17 protein-coding genes are annotated in these 16,941 nt (G+C 68.3%); 14 read left to right on the forward strand and 3 right to left on the reverse strand.

Going from position 1 to position 16,941, the window contains the following annotated elements; translation table 11 throughout:
• Positions 1 to 136: 136 nt before the first annotated feature.
• From rpsM to CETAM_RS02440, 10 genes are all read left to right on the forward strand, one after another.
• A complete protein-coding gene (gene rpsM, locus CETAM_RS02395) occupies positions 137 to 505 on the forward strand; it encodes a 30S ribosomal protein S13 (protein ID WP_156226912.1) in 369 nt (122 codons plus the stop codon).
• Positions 506 to 508: 3 nt separating this feature from the next.
• On the forward strand, positions 509 to 913 hold the full coding sequence (gene rpsK / locus CETAM_RS02400) for a 30S ribosomal protein S11 (RefSeq protein WP_156226913.1): 405 nt from the start codon (positions 509 to 511) through the stop codon (positions 911 to 913).
• Between the two features lie 46 nt (positions 914 to 959).
• Positions 960 to 1,565: a 30S ribosomal protein S4 gene (rpsD, locus tag CETAM_RS02405; RefSeq protein WP_156226914.1), complete on the forward strand. Its 606-nt coding sequence runs from the start codon at positions 960 to 962 to the stop codon at positions 1,563 to 1,565.
• 106 nt (positions 1,566 to 1,671) lie between these two features.
• A complete protein-coding gene (locus CETAM_RS02410; protein WP_156226915.1) occupies positions 1,672 to 2,697 on the forward strand; it encodes a DNA-directed RNA polymerase subunit alpha in 1,026 nt (341 codons plus the stop codon).
• A 75-nt stretch (positions 2,698 to 2,772) separates the two neighbouring features.
• On the forward strand, positions 2,773 to 3,354 hold the full coding sequence (gene rplQ / locus CETAM_RS02415) for a 50S ribosomal protein L17 (protein ID WP_156226916.1): 582 nt from the start codon (positions 2,773 to 2,775) through the stop codon (positions 3,352 to 3,354).
• 150 nt (positions 3,355 to 3,504) lie between these two features.
• Entirely contained in the window at positions 3,505 to 3,714 is a 210-nt protein-coding gene (locus CETAM_RS02420) for a YgaP-like transmembrane domain (protein ID WP_156226917.1), read from the forward strand.
• 26 nt (positions 3,715 to 3,740) lie between these two features.
• Entirely contained in the window at positions 3,741 to 4,601 is an 861-nt protein-coding gene (gene truA / locus CETAM_RS02425; protein ID WP_156226918.1) for a tRNA pseudouridine(38-40) synthase TruA, read from the forward strand.
• Between the two features lie 128 nt (positions 4,602 to 4,729).
• Entirely contained in the window at positions 4,730 to 6,994 is a 2,265-nt protein-coding gene (locus tag CETAM_RS02430) for a DUF6541 family protein (RefSeq protein ID WP_156226919.1), read from the forward strand.
• 38 nt (positions 6,995 to 7,032) lie between these two features.
• Positions 7,033 to 8,265: a type VII secretion protein EccB gene (gene eccB / locus CETAM_RS02435; RefSeq protein ID WP_156226920.1), complete on the forward strand. Its 1,233-nt coding sequence runs from the start codon at positions 7,033 to 7,035 to the stop codon at positions 8,263 to 8,265.
• Positions 8,266 to 8,327: 62 nt separating this feature from the next.
• Positions 8,328 to 8,756, forward strand: a complete 429-nt coding sequence (locus CETAM_RS02440) for a TIGR02611 family protein (RefSeq protein ID WP_156226921.1) — start codon at positions 8,328 to 8,330, stop codon at positions 8,754 to 8,756.
• Here the strand turns inward: CETAM_RS02440 and CETAM_RS02445 are convergent.
• The 3 genes from CETAM_RS02445 to CETAM_RS13790 all read right to left on the reverse strand — a co-directional run bounded on the left by CETAM_RS02445 (position 8,719) and on the right by CETAM_RS13790 (position 11,530).
• The gene (locus CETAM_RS02445) at positions 8,719 to 9,822 is read right to left on the reverse strand and encodes a S8 family serine peptidase (RefSeq protein ID WP_156226922.1); all 1,104 of its coding nucleotides are present in this window, start codon (positions 9,820 to 9,822) and stop codon (positions 8,719 to 8,721) included. The two genes, CETAM_RS02440 and CETAM_RS02445, sit on opposite strands and share 38 nt — an antisense overlap.
• Positions 9,819 to 11,147: a type VII secretion integral membrane protein EccD gene (gene eccD, locus CETAM_RS02450; protein ID WP_156226923.1), complete on the reverse strand. Its 1,329-nt coding sequence runs from the start codon at positions 11,145 to 11,147 to the stop codon at positions 9,819 to 9,821. Before eccD ends, CETAM_RS02445 begins: the two co-directional genes overlap by 4 nt.
• Positions 11,148 to 11,272: 125 nt before the next feature.
• Positions 11,273 to 11,530, reverse strand: a complete 258-nt coding sequence (locus CETAM_RS13790) for a hypothetical protein (protein WP_231587553.1) — start codon at positions 11,528 to 11,530, stop codon at positions 11,273 to 11,275.
• Between CETAM_RS13790 and eccCa the strand changes: the two genes are divergently transcribed.
• The 4 genes from eccCa (at position 11,529) to CETAM_RS02470 (ending at position 16,768) form a co-directional block, all read left to right on the forward strand.
• Entirely contained in the window at positions 11,529 to 14,987 is a 3,459-nt protein-coding gene (eccCa, locus tag CETAM_RS02455) for a type VII secretion protein EccCa (RefSeq protein ID WP_231587554.1), read from the forward strand. The genes CETAM_RS13790 and eccCa overlap by 2 nt on opposite strands.
• Complete coding sequence (locus CETAM_RS02460) at positions 14,984 to 15,952, forward strand: type VII secretion-associated protein (protein ID WP_156226924.1); 969 nt, start codon at positions 14,984 to 14,986, stop codon at positions 15,950 to 15,952. Before eccCa ends, CETAM_RS02460 begins: the two co-directional genes overlap by 4 nt.
• A 172-nt stretch (positions 15,953 to 16,124) precedes the next feature.
• Positions 16,125 to 16,442, forward strand: coding sequence for a WXG100 family type VII secretion target (locus CETAM_RS02465; RefSeq protein WP_156226925.1), 318 nt, complete (start codon positions 16,125 to 16,127; stop codon positions 16,440 to 16,442).
• A 38-nt stretch (positions 16,443 to 16,480) separates the two neighbouring features.
• Positions 16,481 to 16,768 carry a WXG100 family type VII secretion target gene (locus CETAM_RS02470; protein ID WP_156226926.1) on the forward strand — a complete coding sequence of 96 codons (288 nt, stop codon included), beginning with the start codon at positions 16,481 to 16,483 and terminating at the stop codon, positions 16,766 to 16,768.
• Positions 16,769 to 16,941 lie beyond the last annotated feature (173 nt).

The following is a 16,941-nucleotide window of genomic DNA, read 5'->3' on the forward strand; positions in this document are numbered from 1 at the left end:
ACACCTACCTTCGGCCGCGGTGGCTGAAGCCCCATGAATCACGATCCATCGTCCGGTCATCGGTCCGGGCAAAGCATCGCTTGGTGGGGATGAGTAGGGAGAAAACCACCGTAAACAACCCGAAAGGTACTGCCACATGGCACGTCTTGCAGGTGTTGACCTTCCGCGCAACAAGCGTATGGAGATCGCACTCACTTATATCTACGGCATCGGCCCCACCCGTGCCGCCCAGCTGCTCGAGGAGACCGGCGTCTCTCCCGACCTGCGCACCGACAACCTGACAGATGAGCAGGTTGCCGCTCTTCGTGACGTCATCGAAAACACCTGGAAGGTGGAGGGCGACCTCCGCCGCGAAGTCCAGGCCGACATCCGTCGCAAGATTGAGATCGGTTCGTACCAGGGCCTGCGCCACCGTCGTGGACTGCCCGTCCGTGGCCAGCGCACCAAGACCAACGCACGTACGCGTAAGGGTCCGAAGAAGACGATCGCCGGAAAGAAGAAGTAGAATATGCCTCCGAAGACTCGCTCTGGCGCACGCCGTACCGGCCGTCGCGTCGTAAAGAAGAACGTGGCCCAGGGCCACGCCTACATCAAGTCCACCTTCAACAACACCATCGTGTCGATCACCGACACCACCGGTGCTGTCGTGTCCTGGGCATCGTCCGGCCACGTCGGGTTCAAGGGCTCCCGTAAGTCCACCCCGTTCGCCGCTCAGATGGCTGCCGAGAGTGCTGCCCGCAAGGCAATGGATCACGGCATGAAGAAGGTCGACGTGTTCGTCAAGGGCCCGGGATCGGGCCGCGAGACTGCAATCCGTTCCCTCCAGGCCGCCGGCCTTGAGGTGTCCTCCATCTCGGACGTGACGCCGCAGCCCCACAACGGTTGCCGTCCGCCCAAGCGCCGTCGCGTTTAATCGCACACCGTCGCGTTCAATCAGAGAGAGGAAAAGGTAAGCAAACATGGCTCGTTATACCGGTCCTGTAACCCGTAAGTCCCGCCGCCTCCGCGTCGACCTCGTCGGCGGAGATATGGCTTTCGAGCGTCGTCCCTACCCCCCGGGGCAGGCTGGCCGCGCTCGCATCAAAGAGTCTGAGTACCTCCTGCAGCTGCAGGAGAAGCAGAAGGCTCGTTTCACCTACGGCGTGATGGAGAAGCAGTTCCGTCGCTACTACGCCGAGGCCACCCGTCGCCCGGGTAAGACCGGCGACAACCTGGTCATCATGCTGGAGTCCCGCCTGGACAACGTGATCTACCGTGCAGGCCTCGCCCGCACCCGTCGTCAGTCCCGTCAGCTGGTCTCCCACGGTCACTTCCTCGTGAACGGCAAGAGGGTCAACGTCCCGTCCTTCCAGGTGTCCCAGTACGACATCATTGATGTCCGTGACAAGTCCCGTGAGATGATCTGGTTCGAAGAGGCACAGGACAGCCTCGTCGACGCCGTCGTGCCGGCCTGGCTGCAGGTCGTCCCGTCCACTCTGCGCATCCTCGTGCACCAGCTGCCCGAGCGCGCTCAGATCGACGTCCCGCTGCAGGAGCAGCTCATCGTCGAGTACTACTCGAAGTAATTCTTCCTCCCGGACCGGCAAACCGGTCCGGGAGAGAATCCTTCGCATCTGCAATCCTCATTTTCCGAACGACGTCAAATAGCGGACGTCGACAAAGGAGAGTTTCATGCTCATTTCCCAGCGTCCTGTGCTCACCGAGGAGTACATCAATCCCGCTCGTTCCCGGTTCGTCATTGAGCCGCTCGAGCCGGGTTTCGGTTACACCCTCGGCAACTCGCTGCGCCGTACCCTGCTGTCGTCCATCCCGGGCGCGGCTGTCACCTCCGTCAAGATCGACGGTGTGCTCCACGAGTTCACCACGATCAACGGTGTGAAAGAGGATATCTCTGAGATCATCCTCAACATCAAGGGTCTGGTCCTGTCTTCCGACTCTGACGAGCCGGTTGTCATGTACCTGAGCAAGGAAGGCCCGGGAGAGGTCACCGCCGGCGACATTCAGCCGCCGGCCGGTGTGGAGATCCACAACCCGGATCTCATCATCGCCAACCTCAATGAGCATGCACGTCTGGACATCGAGTTCATCGTCGAGCGTGGCCGCGGCTACGTTCCGGCGGCCACCACCGCCGGCGGCGGAGACATCGGCCGTATCCCGGTCGATCAGATCTACTCCCCGGTGCTGAAGGTCAGCTACAAGGTCGAGGCCACCCGTGTCGAGCAGCGCACGGACTTCGACAAGCTGATCATCGATGTCGAGACCAAGGGCTCCATCACCGCCCGTGACGCAGTCGCGTCCGCAGGTAAGACCCTCGTTGAGCTCTTCGGCCTGGCCCGTGAGCTCAACACCGCCGCAGAAGGCATCGAGATCGGTCCCTCCCCGCAGGAGACCGAATACATCGCCGCCTACGGCATGCCGATCGAGGACCTGAACTTCTCCGTCCGTTCCTACAACTGCCTGAAGCGTCAGGAGATCCACACCGTCGGTGAGCTCGCAGAGTGCACCGAATCGGACCTGCTGGATATCCGCAACTTCGGTCAGAAGTCGATCAACGAAGTGAAGATCAAGCTCGCCGGCCTGGGTCTGACCCTGAAGGACGCACCCGAGGATTTTGATCCCTCCACCCTGGAGGGCTACGACGCCGAGACCGGCGACTTCGTCGACATCGACGAAGACGCAGCCGAGGATTCCGAGTAGCACGCCCAGCCGGGCACCCGACGCACACGTCGGGAGCCCACGCGCTCAATACATACGTACCCGAGGAGTACCAACATGCCTACCCCTAAAAAGGGCGCCCGTCTCGGCGGCTCCGCGAGCAACCAGAAGAAGATCCTCTCTAACCTGGCTGCCGCGCTGTTCGAGCACGGTGCGATCAAGACCACCGACGCCAAGGCCAAGACCCTGCGTCCCTACGTGGAGAAGCTGATCACCAAGGCAAAGGACGGCTCTGTTGCCGCCCGCCGCCAGGTGCTCACTGATGTTCCGCACAAGGACGTCGTGGCCTACCTCTTCAACGAGCTGGCCCCGAAGTTCGAGAACCGTGCAGGTGGCTACACCCGCATCATCAAGCTCGAGAACCGCGCCGGCGATAACGCCCCGATGTCTCAGATCTCCCTCGTTCTCGAGGAGACCGTGAGCTCCGAGGCCACCCGCGCCGCCCGCGCCGCAGCTTCCAAGCAGGCCGTCGACGAGTCTCCGGCAGAGGAGACCCCGTCCGAGAACGTTGAGATCAACGCCGAGGACACCGCCGCCGACCCGACCGAGCCCGCTGAGGGCGACGTCTCCGCAGAGGCTCCGGCACAGCCGGGTTCCGTCTCTGAGGCAGAGGCAGAGGCCAAGGCCGAGGAGAAGTAATTCTCCCGGCGGCCTCAGCCGCTCGCTGATCACCGCATCCGCCTCCCGCTTTGTCCGGGGAGTCGGGTGCGGTTTTCGCATTCCCGGGGACCGGTGCCGGATGGCTCGTAGGATGGAGGGACACTACCCGTTCCATCGAAGGAAGCCCTCATGCTCCGCAACGAAGCCCCCCTCGATCGCGCCCTGCGCGGTGTCGCCGCGTTCGTCGCAGCCAACGTCGCGGTCAACCTCCCCGAATCGAAGAAGCCCCTCCAGCTGGTGCTGCTGGTGCTCGCCGCAGTCCTGGGTGCGACCGCGGTCAAGGGTTTCTGCCCCGTTTACCACCTCCTCGGGATGAGCACCCGCACAGAGGGGAAGTAGCGGGTGGTCGGTATCCTTGATCCACCATGGATACCGACCAGCTGCGCCTCCGCCTCGACCTCGCCTATGACGGCACGGACTTCCACGGTTGGGCCCGTCAGAAGCCGCAGGACGGCACCGAATCACTGCGGACGGTGCAGGGGGTCCTGGAGGATGCCCTGTCGCTGATCCTGCGTATCGACGCCGTGCTCACCGTCGCCGGCCGCACCGACGCCGGTGTGCACGCCGCAGGGCAGGTGGCACACCTGGATGTGCCGGCGGACCGACTGCAGCAGCGCACCATCGACGGCGATCCCATGCGCCTGGTCCGTCGTCTGGCTCGTCTTCTCCCCGACGATGTGCGCGTCCACGCCGTGACGCTCGCGCCGGAGGGGTTCGACGCACGGTTCTCCGCGCTGCGCCGTCACTACGTCTACCGGTTGACCACCCACCCGCGGGGCCCGCTGCCCACCCGGGCGCGTGACACCGCGCACTGGCCGAAGCCGGTGGACCTCAGCGCCATGCAGTCGGCGGCCGGCGTACTGGTGGGTCTGCATGACTTCGCGGCCTTCTGCAAGGCGCGGCCCCATGCCACGACGATCCGCGAGCTGCAGGCCTTCACCTGGCACGACGTGTCCACGCCGACCGAGCCGCAGCTCTATGAGGCGCATGTGACGGCCGATGCGTTCTGCTGGAACATGGTGCGCTCGCTGGTGGGGACGTGCCTGGCGGTGGGGGAGGGGCGTCGAGAAGCAACGTTGCCGGCGCACCTGCTCGAGGAGAGCGAACGTTCCCCGCTCATTCCGCTGGCTCCGGCGAAGGGCCTGAGCATGGTCGGCGTGGATTTCCCTGCCGACGGGGATCTCGCCGCGCGCACACACATCACGCGGGACAGACGCGTGCTCTAGAAGTGTGAGGTGCCTTGCGGCGGGTCCGTAGGTGTGCGGGCCGGCTTCGAGTTGTAGACTCATGCCTTGTTTGCGCGGCCTGGTGCCGTGAGTTTGTCGGAAGTTCGCCGGAAGGGCTGGTGTCTGGGGTGGAGTTGTTCCCGCTGGTGCTCATCGCGGCGCTGGTGTTCACCGTGCCAGGTGCGATCCTGGGTTGGGTGTCCGGACTACGGCTGCCGTGGGCCGCTGCGGGCTCCGTGCCGCTGAGCTTCGGCGTCTTCGGCCTCGGTGCGTGGGGCCTCGGACAGCTGGACGTCCGTTACACGTGGGGAACCTTCCTGCTCTTCTGGCTGGCCGTGGTTGTGCTGGCCATGCTGTGGCACGGTGGATTCCTGCTGCTGAGACGGCGGCGCCCGAAGGACCCGGAATCCGATGAACCACTGCCGAAGAACCGGCAGGGCGGCGTGCTCGACCCTGCGTGGCTGCTGCCGGCGGCCGGAGTCCTCACGGGTATGTGGCTGCTCATCGACCGGGGACTCAGGTTCTTCCGTGACGTTCCGGGTGAACTGGAGAATATCGTCCAGGGCTGGGACGTCCACTGGCATGCCTCCATGGTGCGCTGGTTCATGGACGAGGGCATCGCGGACCCCACCCGGCAGGGTGAACTCCGGAACATCGAGACCGGCGACGGCATGTACTACCCCTCGGCCTGGCACGTGGGCGCGGGACTAGTCGGTGAGGCGGCGAACCTGAGCCCCATCGCTGCGATGAACCTCACCAGCATCGTGCTGCCGGGTATGCTGCTGCCGCTGTCGGTGGCGATGATCGCCTGGAAGATGGTCGGCCGCGGCGGGCTCACCGCACAGATCGCGGCCGGCATCGGTGGCATCGCGGTGTTCGCCTCCCCGGTCCTCATGTGGATCGGATACTACGTCGGCGCGTGGCCTTACCTGGCCGCGGTGTCTGCCGCGGGTGTGGTTATCGCGTTGTTCATGCACGTGCCCTACCGGCCGGTCGCGGCCTTCGCGGCGATGATGTCCTTCCTCGGTCTGGTACAGCTGCATCCCTCGGCGGTGACCATCGTCGTGCTGGCACTGGCACTGTGGTGGCTGCTGTACCTGGTGTGGGCCCCGTCCCGCCCTGCGGAGACGGTCCGCGGCAAGGTGGCGGTGCGCCTGCAGGACGTCGGTTGGCTGGCGGTGGCCGGCGGCCTGGGCGTCGCGCTCCTGCTGCCGCAGCTGCTCAGCGGCAGCAGCGCCGGCGAGGAGGTCTCCTCCTTCACCGCTTTCGAGGACGTCACCCGCGAGGAGTCGTGGACGAAGGCCATCGAGATGCAGACCCGCCACACGGACATGTTCGTGGATCTCAACCAGACGCCTCTGCTCTGGCTGGCCGGGATCGGCGCGGTGGCGCTCATCGTCTGGCGCCGCAACCTGTGGGCCCCGGTGTTCTGGTTCCTCAGCGTCGCAATGACGGCGAACGCCCTCATGCTCTTCGGACAGCCCTGGGGCGACTGGCTCAACATCATCGGCAACCTGCACTACGCCACGGCACACCGCCTGGTCATGCCGGTCGCACTGGTCACCTTCGCCGCCGCCGGTGTCGGCCTGGCGGTGCTCATCCGCCTCATCAGCCTGGCGCCGCTGAAAATGAACGACACCTGGACCCGGGTATCCGTGGCCCTGTCCGTCGTCCTGGGCATCGGAGCCGGCTGGGGAACCGCGGTGTGGGCGACCCGCGACACCGTCATGGACGGCGCCGAATGGGCGATCAACGCTCCCCGCCAGGACGACCGCATGGTCTCCGAGGCGGACATCCGTGCCTTCGACTGGCTGGCGGAGCAGCCGGGCGCCTACGAGGGCATCATCATGGGGGAGCCCGCCGACGGCCACGGCTGGATGTACGCCTACAACGGTCTGCCTTCGATGATGCGCCACTACCTGTGGCCCAATGTGGACCGTGCCTCCGCCACCGATCTGCTGTACTGGCACCCCGACCTGCTCGGTGTGGGAAACCACGGGGACCCGGACCAGATCAACAACGTGGACAAGGCCGCCGCGGAGATGGACGTGAACTTCTTCTTCGTCTCTCCGTGGAGCTTCTGGGCCTTCCAGGAGCCGCGCTTCGAGATGATCGACGGGCTCTGGACCACGCGGGGCGTGACGCCGGTGTACCGCGACCGGAACGTCGCGATCTTCGCCGTGAACCAGGCCTTCACCGACTCCGAGCTGGAGCAGATGCGCGCGCCCGGCAACTCCCCGGAGGAGCTGCCGCCCCTGCTTCTCGACGCCGCCGGTGACCCCGTGTTCCACCGACCCAGCAAGCCCGACCAGGGCGGTGAGGGGGCCCTGGAAACCCCCGGCAACCCCGCGCTGATTCCCGCTCCGGTTGAGATCCCCGCGACCCGGCCTTAGCCTGAAGGTGATACTGCTGTCATCAAGGGGGAGATGGCGTGAGTTCTGCACTGCTGCCCACGACCCGGGCGCAGGTGACCGGTCACCGGTTCCTACGTCGCCGGGTGGAGCACGGGCTGGTCTTCGGCGACATCAGGATGATCCATGACCCGCTGTCCGCCCGTCACCGGGCGGTGTTGTTCGGCCTGGTGGCCACGGTTCTCATCGCCGTCGGCGCGGGCCTGCTCGCCTGGCTGCGCCCCGCGGCGAATCCCGGGGACGCGCCGATCCTGCAGGCCGTGGACGGCGCGCTGTTCGTGCGTGTCGACGACCGCGTCCACCCCGTGGCCAACCTCGCCTCCGCCCGGCTCATCGTGGGCGAACCGGCGCAGCCCGCACGCATCGGGGAGGACCTGCTCGCCGCCACGGACCGCGGCGTTCCCCTGGGCATCCACCCTGCCCCGGTGTCTTTCGGTGGCGGCCAGGAGGCGGAGCTGACCTGGTCCGCCTGCTACGGGGAGGACAGGGTCACGGTGGCCGCCGGGGATCACGTCGCACCGCTCGGTGGCCACCGCGGTGTGCTGGCCACCGCCGGGGGAGCGGACTGGCTGCTCACCACAGACGGCCGACGGCAACTCCCGCACCCGGACTCGCCGGAGGGCCGCATCATCCGCCGCGCACTCGCCATCACCGCGGACACCCCGCGGTGGGTACCGCCCGTGGAGGTGCTCAACGCCGCCGCAGAGCATGATCCCCTCACCATCCCGGAGGTGCTGCCGGAGGAGATCCTCGACACCGGCACCGGACTGTGGGTGCGCCTGCCTTCGGGTGTCTCGCCGGTCAGCGAGACGCAGGCGCAGGCACTGGCGGACGCTGGCGTGGCGGTGCGCCGCGTGCCCCGCGCAGACCTGGCCGGGCATCCCGACGCCACCCACGACCTGTCCCTGCCTGCCCTGATGCCGCTGTGGATCGACCCGGCCGAGCTGACGGTGTGCGCCTCCGACGAGGGGACGGTGACCACCCTGCGACCTGCGGAGCACCGCCCGGTCACCCTGTCCGGTGAGGGGGTGGCCGATGAGTTCCTCAGCAGCGCGAACTCTGCGATCGCGGTGGACACCGGGCACGGCCACCATGTCATCGACACCACCGGGCTGCGCCACCCTGTCCCGCATACGGCGGGCCTGACGGCCCTGGGGATGGCGGACACCGTACCTGCCCCGTGGGCGGTCATCCGGCTGTTGCCGGACGGTGAATCACTCACCGCCGAGGCCGCGCTGCGGGCAGCCTACTGACTCTCCCCGCAGGTGTGACCTAACCCTGGGAACGATCGTGGTGAGCGGTTCGTTATACACGTATGCCTTCGATGCGTCAGATGGTCTACCGCCGGGTGGACAGAATCGCGTACACCCACATGCGGGCCAAGGATGGCCGCCACGGCTATCTGGTGCGACCTCTGACGCTGGTGATCGGTTGGTCGGTGCTGATCATCGGTCTGATCACCATCCCCCTGCCAGGTCAGGGCTGGTTGACCACTTTCCTCGGCGTGGGCATCCTCTCACTCGAACAGCGATGGGCTCGTAGAGTGCTCCGCGCCGGGGTGCACCAGTATGACCGCTTCTACTTCTGGTTCAAGCGGCAGCCGCGGCGCTTCCGCATCTCCGTCGTGAGTGTTCTCGTCCTCATCATCTGGGCCGTGTTCATGTTCGTGGTCTGGGGCGCATGGAAGATGGGCAGCCTCGACTTCCTCACCCCCTACGCGCAGCGCCTCGGACTGGTCCGATAAGGACCCCGAGCAGCAGCGCCACCCCCAGCCCGGACAGGATGGCCGCCGACCGTCCCGGTGCCCGGGGCGTCACCGCCTCGTCCTTCTCCACAGCGACGCCTCTCCCCGCCACGCGGTACTCCCCGGAAAGATGCGTGAGGGTGGCGTGCGGATCCACCACCCCGGGACCGGGTTCTGCGGCCTGAAGGATACGGTCACGGATCTGGGCCGCCGAGTCATGCGGATGACGCTGACGCAGCAGTGCCGCCGCGCCTGAGACCACGGGTGCCGCGAAGCTGGTTCCCTCGAAACCGGTCTCCTGGCCGTGTGTGGTCACCACGCCTGATGCCCAGCCCCGCCCCGTCGGCGACAGTCCCACATCGACGAGACCGGGGGCGCTGACATGATGGGCACCGGGCATGACGTAGTCCGCGACCGAATGGGGGTCGCCCGGGTGCACCGCCGCCACCGAGAGCACAGTGTCCTCGTGGGCCGGGTACACCACCATCCCGGGCCGGCAGGTCGAACCCGAGTTGCCGGCCGCGGCGACGACCACCACGCCCTCCGTCTCGGCGCGGTGGAGGGCGTCGTGGATGGGGCGGGCGTCGAGAGGCACTGCCGGATCGAGGCAGGAGACGACCGAGGCGTTGATCACGTGCGCACCGGCATCGAGTGCCCGGTGGATCGCGTCGGCGAGACTCGCGAGGGTACCCGCGGGGCCGCCGTCGACTTGCCGGTGGTGGGCGCTCGATTGCCGGATGCTCAGGATCACTGCGCCCGGTGCAACCCCGTTGATCACGCCGGCGACGACCGTTCCGTGGCCGTCACAGTCCAGATGCGGATCGGGGGAGGACGGGCTGACCAGATCCGCGACAGGTTCGACCACAAGGTGCGGATGGTCGGCCACCCCGGTGTCGATCACCGCGACACGAACGCCCTCACCCGCCGCGATCCGATGCATGTCGGTGGAGGAACCGACCGGGCCGAGGGCCTCGACGGGTTGCGTGCACGCGACGTCGGGGGCCTGCGCCGCAGCAGGGACCGGGGTGAACGCCAGCAGGGAGAGGCCCAGCACGGCGCACCTCATCCCAGGCCCCTGATGAGCAGGAACAGGCCTGCTAGATGCGCCGCGAGCGGCAGGCAGGCGGCGAGTGACAGCGACTCCGCACGCTCCCACCACACCACGGCGGTCGGCTCCAGGTCCCGCACGCGGGAAGCCCACACCGGGGCGCTCAGCCCGACCGCCGCCACGATCAGCGCCACCGCCCACTGGACCGGGTGGCCGGGTTCGGCCGCCGCCACCGCTGCACTCACGCATGCCGTCAGGCCCACCGCCATCCACGACCATGCCGCCATGGCCTGCCGATGACGGCCCGCGTGGAGGGCAACGGCACCGGCCGTCGCAACGCACAGACCCTGCGCGAACCCGCCCCCGTGGGCACCGATGAGAATGAGTGCCGGAATCATGGCGCCCGCCGCCCCCGTCGTCGCCCCCTCGTGCAGATGCCGGGCGCACCGGGCACGGGAGTCCACATCAGGCAGCACCTCATCCGCGACAGCCAGTTCCTGGCCGGCCGTCGGCAGCCGGGGCACCCGCAGGCCCGCGCCCCGCATCGCCAGACCCGGCAGCTGTCCCATCAGCACCACTCCTGCGGCCAACACCAACGCCGAAGATGCGACGCCCGGCTGCGCCGCGTGCGCAGGTAGAAATGCCCCGCCGGCCGCCACGGCAACCATCCCCAGCACGGTGGCCGCCCCTGCGGCCATCCGGGCGCCGAGGCCGTTGATCATGACGGTGAACAGGAGAATCGTTGAGGATGCCCCGACGGCGGTGAGGACCGCGAGGCCCACCGTCGTCGGTAGGCCGACCTCCTCGGGGTGGGCGGCCTCGATCACGGCGGCCGCGGCAGCCAGGCCTGCGAGCAGTACCGCGACCGGCGCCAGAATTCGGGTCGTGCGCCTCATGGTGAGGACCGATAACGCGGCGATCGTGGCCAGCGCCAGCGCCTGGGACGCCGGCAGGAGTGCGACGCCGACCGCCAGCACCGCAGCCACACCCGCCACCGCCCCGGCCGCAGCCATGCCTGCCGGGTCCGCCTCACCCGCGGATTCCGCCAGTGCCTCCGCCGCATCCCGCACCACCGGCGCACTCGCCTCATGCCGGGGCGTGAGCACCACCACCGAACCATGGTCCAGCTGGGTCTGATGGAGAGGCACCGCCGCGTCCAGCGCGGTCCCGGCCGCCGTCATCGCCTGCCACGGCCGTGAGATACGCGGCGCGCCCACCAGGGTGACGATCTCCGGGATGACGTCCGCGAGCGTCGAGCCCGCGGGCAGCGCCACATCCGCCTCCCGGTGATAGGAACCGACCTGGAAACGTACGGTCAGACGCAGGACATGGTCGACGGACACCGCTTACCCCCTGATGTGGTCCAGCATGCGCGGGCACACCCCCTGTGCGACCGCTTCACGGGGCATTGTCACCCGGGTGGGCCGGGCTGTCCACCCGGCGCGTGTCCGGCCCCTGTCCTAACATGTCAGGCAAGCGCCCGTGCATCCGCGTTGTCCACTGATCTGGTTGGGGTGACCAGCAGGCGGGATGCACACCCGGGGGCCAGCAGGAGGGGGACGACTATGTCGATGCTCGGAGTCAGTGACACCGTTGGCACGATCGTGGAGCCACTCACGCCCGCAGAGCGTGAACCGGCGCCGCCATTGCCGCAGGGGACGTTGTCGGCGGAGCCGGTTCCAGCGGCGAACCGGCCCCCACCGGTGCCGATGCTCCGGATCCTCATGCCCGTCATCATGGTCGCGGGCATGGTGGCCATGGTCGGCCTGATGATGCTGGGCGGGGCGGGTGCCAATCCGATGATGCTCATCATGCCCCTGATGCTGGGAATCTCGATGCTGATGATGTTCTCCCCGCCGCCGGGCGAAGACGCCGACGAGACGCGGCGGACCTACCTGCGCCATCTCGGCGCACTGCGGGAGAAGGCTCTGGCCCATGCCGCCCGGCAGCGGGCGCACGAGTTTCACCGTCATCCGGAACCGGGGGAACTGTGGGGGCAGGTGGACGGGCGCCGGCTGTGGGAACGTGGACCGGAGGACCCTGACACGCTCGAGGTCCGCATCGGCCTGGGGGATACGGCGTTGTGCACCCCGGTGCAGGTCCCGGATGCAGGGGCCGCTGAGGACCTGGACCCGGTGTGCGCGGTGAGTCTGCGACGCACGGTCAAGGCCGTCGGGACATGTCCGGGGATGCCGGTGGCGGTGCAGCTGCAGGCATTTCGTTTTCTCGGCATCACCGGCCCGGGGGCGGGGGATCTGGCGCGGGCCATGGTGGCCCAGCTCGTCGTGGCGCATGGTCCGGAAACCGTGTCGGTGGAGGTGGTGGGGTCGGGGTGGGGCTGGCTGAAATGGCTGCCGCACACCCGCCATCCGGAGCTGGCACGGCACCGGATCCTCATCGTCGACCACACCACGACCACCGGGACCGAGCCCTACATCGATGATCCGACGTGGACGACGATCATCGACGTGGGTTCCCGCGCCACCACGGCACTGGGCATGCGTGTCGAGCAGGAGGGGCTGGCTCTCACGGCGGACGGGGTGCTGTCGGCGCATACCGCGGCGGGCGTGGAGAAGCTCGGCGAGGCGGACCGCCTGCGTCCGGAGGAGGCGGTGATCCTGGGGCGGGCGCTCACCCGCTTCCGGCGCCCCGATGCGGTGGCCGCAACCACGGGCGGGCGGGACCTGACCTCGCTCATCGGCCTGGCGGACATCGAACAGCTCACACCGGAGACGATGTGGCCGGGCCGGGAGCTCAGCCGCCAACGGCTGGTGGTGCCGATCGGGACGACCCCGCAGGGAACGCCTGTGCGGCTGGACCTGAAGGAGTCCGCGCACGGCGGTATGGGGCCGCACGGGCTGTGCATCGGAGCCACCGGGTCGGGGAAGTCGGAACTGTTGCGCACGCTGGTGGTTTCGCTGGCGGCGACCCACAGCCCGGATGAGCTGAATCTGGTGCTGGTGGACTTCAAGGGCGGCGCGACGTTCCTGGGCTGTGAGGCTCTGCCGCACACCTCGGCGGTGATCACCAACCTGGCGGGTGAGGCCGTCCTGGTGGAGCGTATGTTCGACGCGATCTCCGGTGAGCTCAACCGCAGGCAGGAGCTGCTCCGCGAGGCGGGTAACTTCGCCAACGTCACCGACTACACCACCGCCCGCCTGGCCGGACGGGAGGATCTCGCCCCGCTTCCGGCGCTGGTGATCGTGGTGGACGAATTCTCTGAACTGTTGGCGGCACACCCGGACTTCGCGGATCTGTTTGTCGCGGTGGGGCGCCTGGGCAGGTCGCTGCACGTGCATCTGCTGCTGGCCAGCCAGCGTCTGGAGGAGGGGCGCCTGCGTGGGCTGGATTCGCACCTGTCGTACCGTATCGGCCTGAAGACGTTCTCCGCCGCCGAGTCGAGGCAGGTCCTGGGCGTGACCGATGCGCACCATCTTCCCGCGCAGCCCGGCGCGGGTTTCCTCAGACATGACGCCGACGCCATCACCCGTTTCCAGGCGGCGTACGTCTCCGGCCCGCTGGAGCGTCGTGACGTCACCGCCCTGCCGGGCGCGCCGGGCAGGGTGGCGCTGTTCACCGGCTGGGAGCAGTTCGGGCAGGCCACGGCCCCGCCGACGGTCATGGATGAGTCGACGACGCTTCTCGAGGCCGTCGTCGACCGCGCCCGCGCCACCGCCCGACAGCGTGGGCAGTCGGCGCACCGGGTGTGGCTGCCTCCGCTTCCCCCGATGGTCGAACTGGCCGGGGTGGCGGATCAGGTCGGTGAACTGGCGGCCGTCATCGGCATCATCGATCTGCCCTACCACCAGCGCCAGGACCCGCTCGTCCTGAATCTGGGCTCCGGCGGCGGGCACGTGGCGGTGTGTGGCGGCCCGCAGACGGGAAAGTCGACGGCCCTGCGCACGATCGTGGCCTCCCTGGCGGCGACCCACGGGACGGCGTCCATCCGCTTCTACGTCATCGACCTCGGCGGCGACCAGCTGGCCACGCTCGAGCGGCTGCCGCATGTGGCGGGCGTGGCCGGGCGTGGGGAACCGGAACGTGTCCGGCGCATCGTCGACGAGGTCGCCGGACTGGTGGAGGAACCCGAGGAACGGCACACGTTCCTGGTGGTGGACGGCTGGCACGCGGTGGCGACCGACTTCGAGGACCTCGTGGAGCCGTTGACGGCGTTGGCGGCTGACGGGCCGTCGAAACGCGTGCACCTCGTGGTGTCCACGCCCCGGTGGACGGTGCTGCGCCCGGCGATCCGCGATCTGATCACCCACCGCGTCGAGTTGAAACTGGGGGAGGCGATGGACTCGCTCATCGACCGCAAGGCGCAGCAGAAACTCCCCACGCTCCCCGGCCGGGGCCTGGACGCGAATGGTCGGCAGATGCTCGTCGCCCTGAGTTCGAACCAGGACCTCGCGCACATCACCACCACCGCCGCAGGGCAGGAGCCGGTGCCCGCGCTGCGGGTGCTGCCTGCGCACATCCGCCTGGGAGAGCTTGAACCGGCGCCCGGTATCGCCCTGGCGGTGGGTGGGCCGCGTCTGTCCACCCTCGCCTGGGATCCGGTGGGCAGCCCTCACCTGGTGTGCGTGGGTGGGCAGGGCTCGGGGAAGTCAACGCTGCTGGCCACGGTCATGGTGGGCATCGCGGGATTGGGCAGGGCGGCCGCACGCATGGTGGTCATCGACCACCGGCGCGCGCACCTGGGGGAGGTGGACGAGGATATGCTCGCCGCCTACTCCGCCACCACCACCGTCACCGCGGCAGTGCTCAAGGACACGGTTGCCACGCTGAATACCCGGCTGCCCGGCCCGGACATCACCCCGGCGCAGCTTGCGGCCCGCGACTGGTGGGAGGGGCCGGAGATCTTCCTGATCATCGATGACCTTGATCTGGTCGCCGACCATGAACTGGCCAGGCTCGCCGATCTCCTGCCGCACTCCCGTGACATCGGCCTCCACCTGGTCCTGGCCCGCAAGTCCGGTGGCATCGGGCGCGCACTGTTCGGGCCGTTCCTGTCGGGCGTCCGGGACCAGACCCCGGCGGTCCTGCTTCTCGACGCCGACCGTGAGGAAGGCACCATCTTCGGCATCCGTCCACGCACCCGACCGCCCGGCCGGGGTACCTGGCAGGTCCGTGGAGAGACGGTGGGCGTGTGCCAGGTCGCCACAGCAGGGGAGGAGGCATGAGCGCCCCGGTCGTCCCCGGCACCCTGACCATCACGGTGCTCGACAGTGCGACGATCTTCGAGGGGCCCGACACGATCTACCGTTATGACCTGCCGGGCACCGGCATCATCGACGGCTGGGCCCTGGCCGCGGTCATCGACCAGGCGAAGGAGCTGTGCAGCCTCGACTGGCCGGACGTGGAGGTCATCGTCGACGCTGACGACCCCACCACCGAGGTGCTCACCCGGACCCTGCTGAACAAGGGGGTGGCGGCCTATCCCAGTGAGGTCCTGCACGAGACGCCCCTGCCTGAGCCGGCGGGCGAGGTGGCGATCACCCGGCCCACGGAGCGGTCTGGCCGCCACCGGCTGCGCGCCGGGATCCAGCCCTTCCAGCTGCTCGTTGGCGCGGTGGTGGTGGCCATCCTGGGGCTGAGCTGGTGGGTCGTCGGCGCCCAGAGCGGCCCGACGGAAGAACCGACGCCGCCGCCGGTCCCCACCACGAGCCGGGAGGTGGCGGCGGAGGCGGAGACGGAGACGAGCGCGACGTCGACAAGCAGGGCGCCGGAACCGCCGCAGGCGGTGCTGGAACATGAGCTGCTGCGGATTGTCGCGCCGGCCGGATTCCGGCTGGAGACCCGCGACGACGGGCTGCTGGCGACCGGGGAGGATCCCGGGCTGCGCATCCACCTGGCCGCCGACGCGGTGTATTCCGTGCCGGTGGCGGCGGTGGAGGGGCAGATCCACGCGATGATCGACGCGGATGGCACACTGCATCCGCTGGACCCCGAACGTGCGGCGCGGGGCCTGCAGATCATCCGCTACCGTGAGCTGCCCGGCGACGGGTCGGAGGTCACCTGGAGCACCTGGATCGAGCACGGACACCAGTTGTCGGTCGGGTGCCACACCCGGGAGTCGCCGACGGTCCCGCAGGAGGCCGCCTGCCGCATGGTGATTGATTCGATCGAGCTCACGGGGAATATCTGACCTGTGACAACGCGTCCGGTGGAAGAATCTGCGCGGCACCGGGAACCGGGGCGATGTTTTCGGAGTCCAACATTGGTGAGAGGGCCCACCTGGCGGCCTTTTCGGGGGAGCGATCGGGGAGGGACCCCGGCACCTGACTCATTTTCACATCAACTCGGGAGGGGCGAACACCATGAGCCAACTGTTCAGAACCGAATCCGACGTGATGCTGGCGACCGCCGGCCACGTCGACACCACCAACAATGAAGTGCAGGGGGAGCTGACCCGCCTGCAGGGCGTCGTCGACGGCGTCCGCGCCAGCTGGGCGGGCAATGCGCAGATGTCCTTCGATCAGCTCATGCAGCGCTGGCACACCTCCGCACGCGAGCTGCGCGAGGCGTTGACCAGCATCTCGGACAACATCAGGCACAACGCGCGCGGTTTCGAGAACATGGAGGCCCAGAACGCACAGGCCTTCACCGGCGTCGGCGGCCAGGGCCTCGCGCTCTAGGGCGCGGCAGGAAACCACAGAGAAAGGTCAAGGAACACATGGACGCAATCAAGTACCAGTTCGGCGCCATCGAGGCCGCCGCCGGAGACATCAACGCCACCTCGGGGCGCATCAACGCGCTCCTCGACGACCTCAGGTCCCAGCTCCAGCCCATGGTCGCGACCTGGGAGGGAGACTCCGCACTGGCATATCAGGAGGCCCAGGCGAAGTGGGACCGCTCCGCAGCGGAGCTCAACACCATTCTGGCCACCATCTCACGCACCGTGAGCCAGGGCAATGACCGGATGAGTGACGTCAATCGACAGGCTGCCGCCAGCTGGGGCTGAGCCCGCTGAACCGGCACTGCTGAACGGCCCCGGCCCGACCGACCCGTACCCACGGGGCAGACGCGGACCCATTTCCGGACCGGGACCCGGCGTGTGGTGGCCCGGGCAGGCCACCACGCGCGCCAGAGTGCCCACGGCGCACCCCGTCAACCGCCTCCGACCGGCTTCTTTCC

It is taken from the genome of Corynebacterium comes, from assembly GCF_009734405.1.
Lineage (GTDB): Bacteria > Actinomycetota > Actinomycetes > Mycobacteriales > Mycobacteriaceae > Corynebacterium > Corynebacterium comes.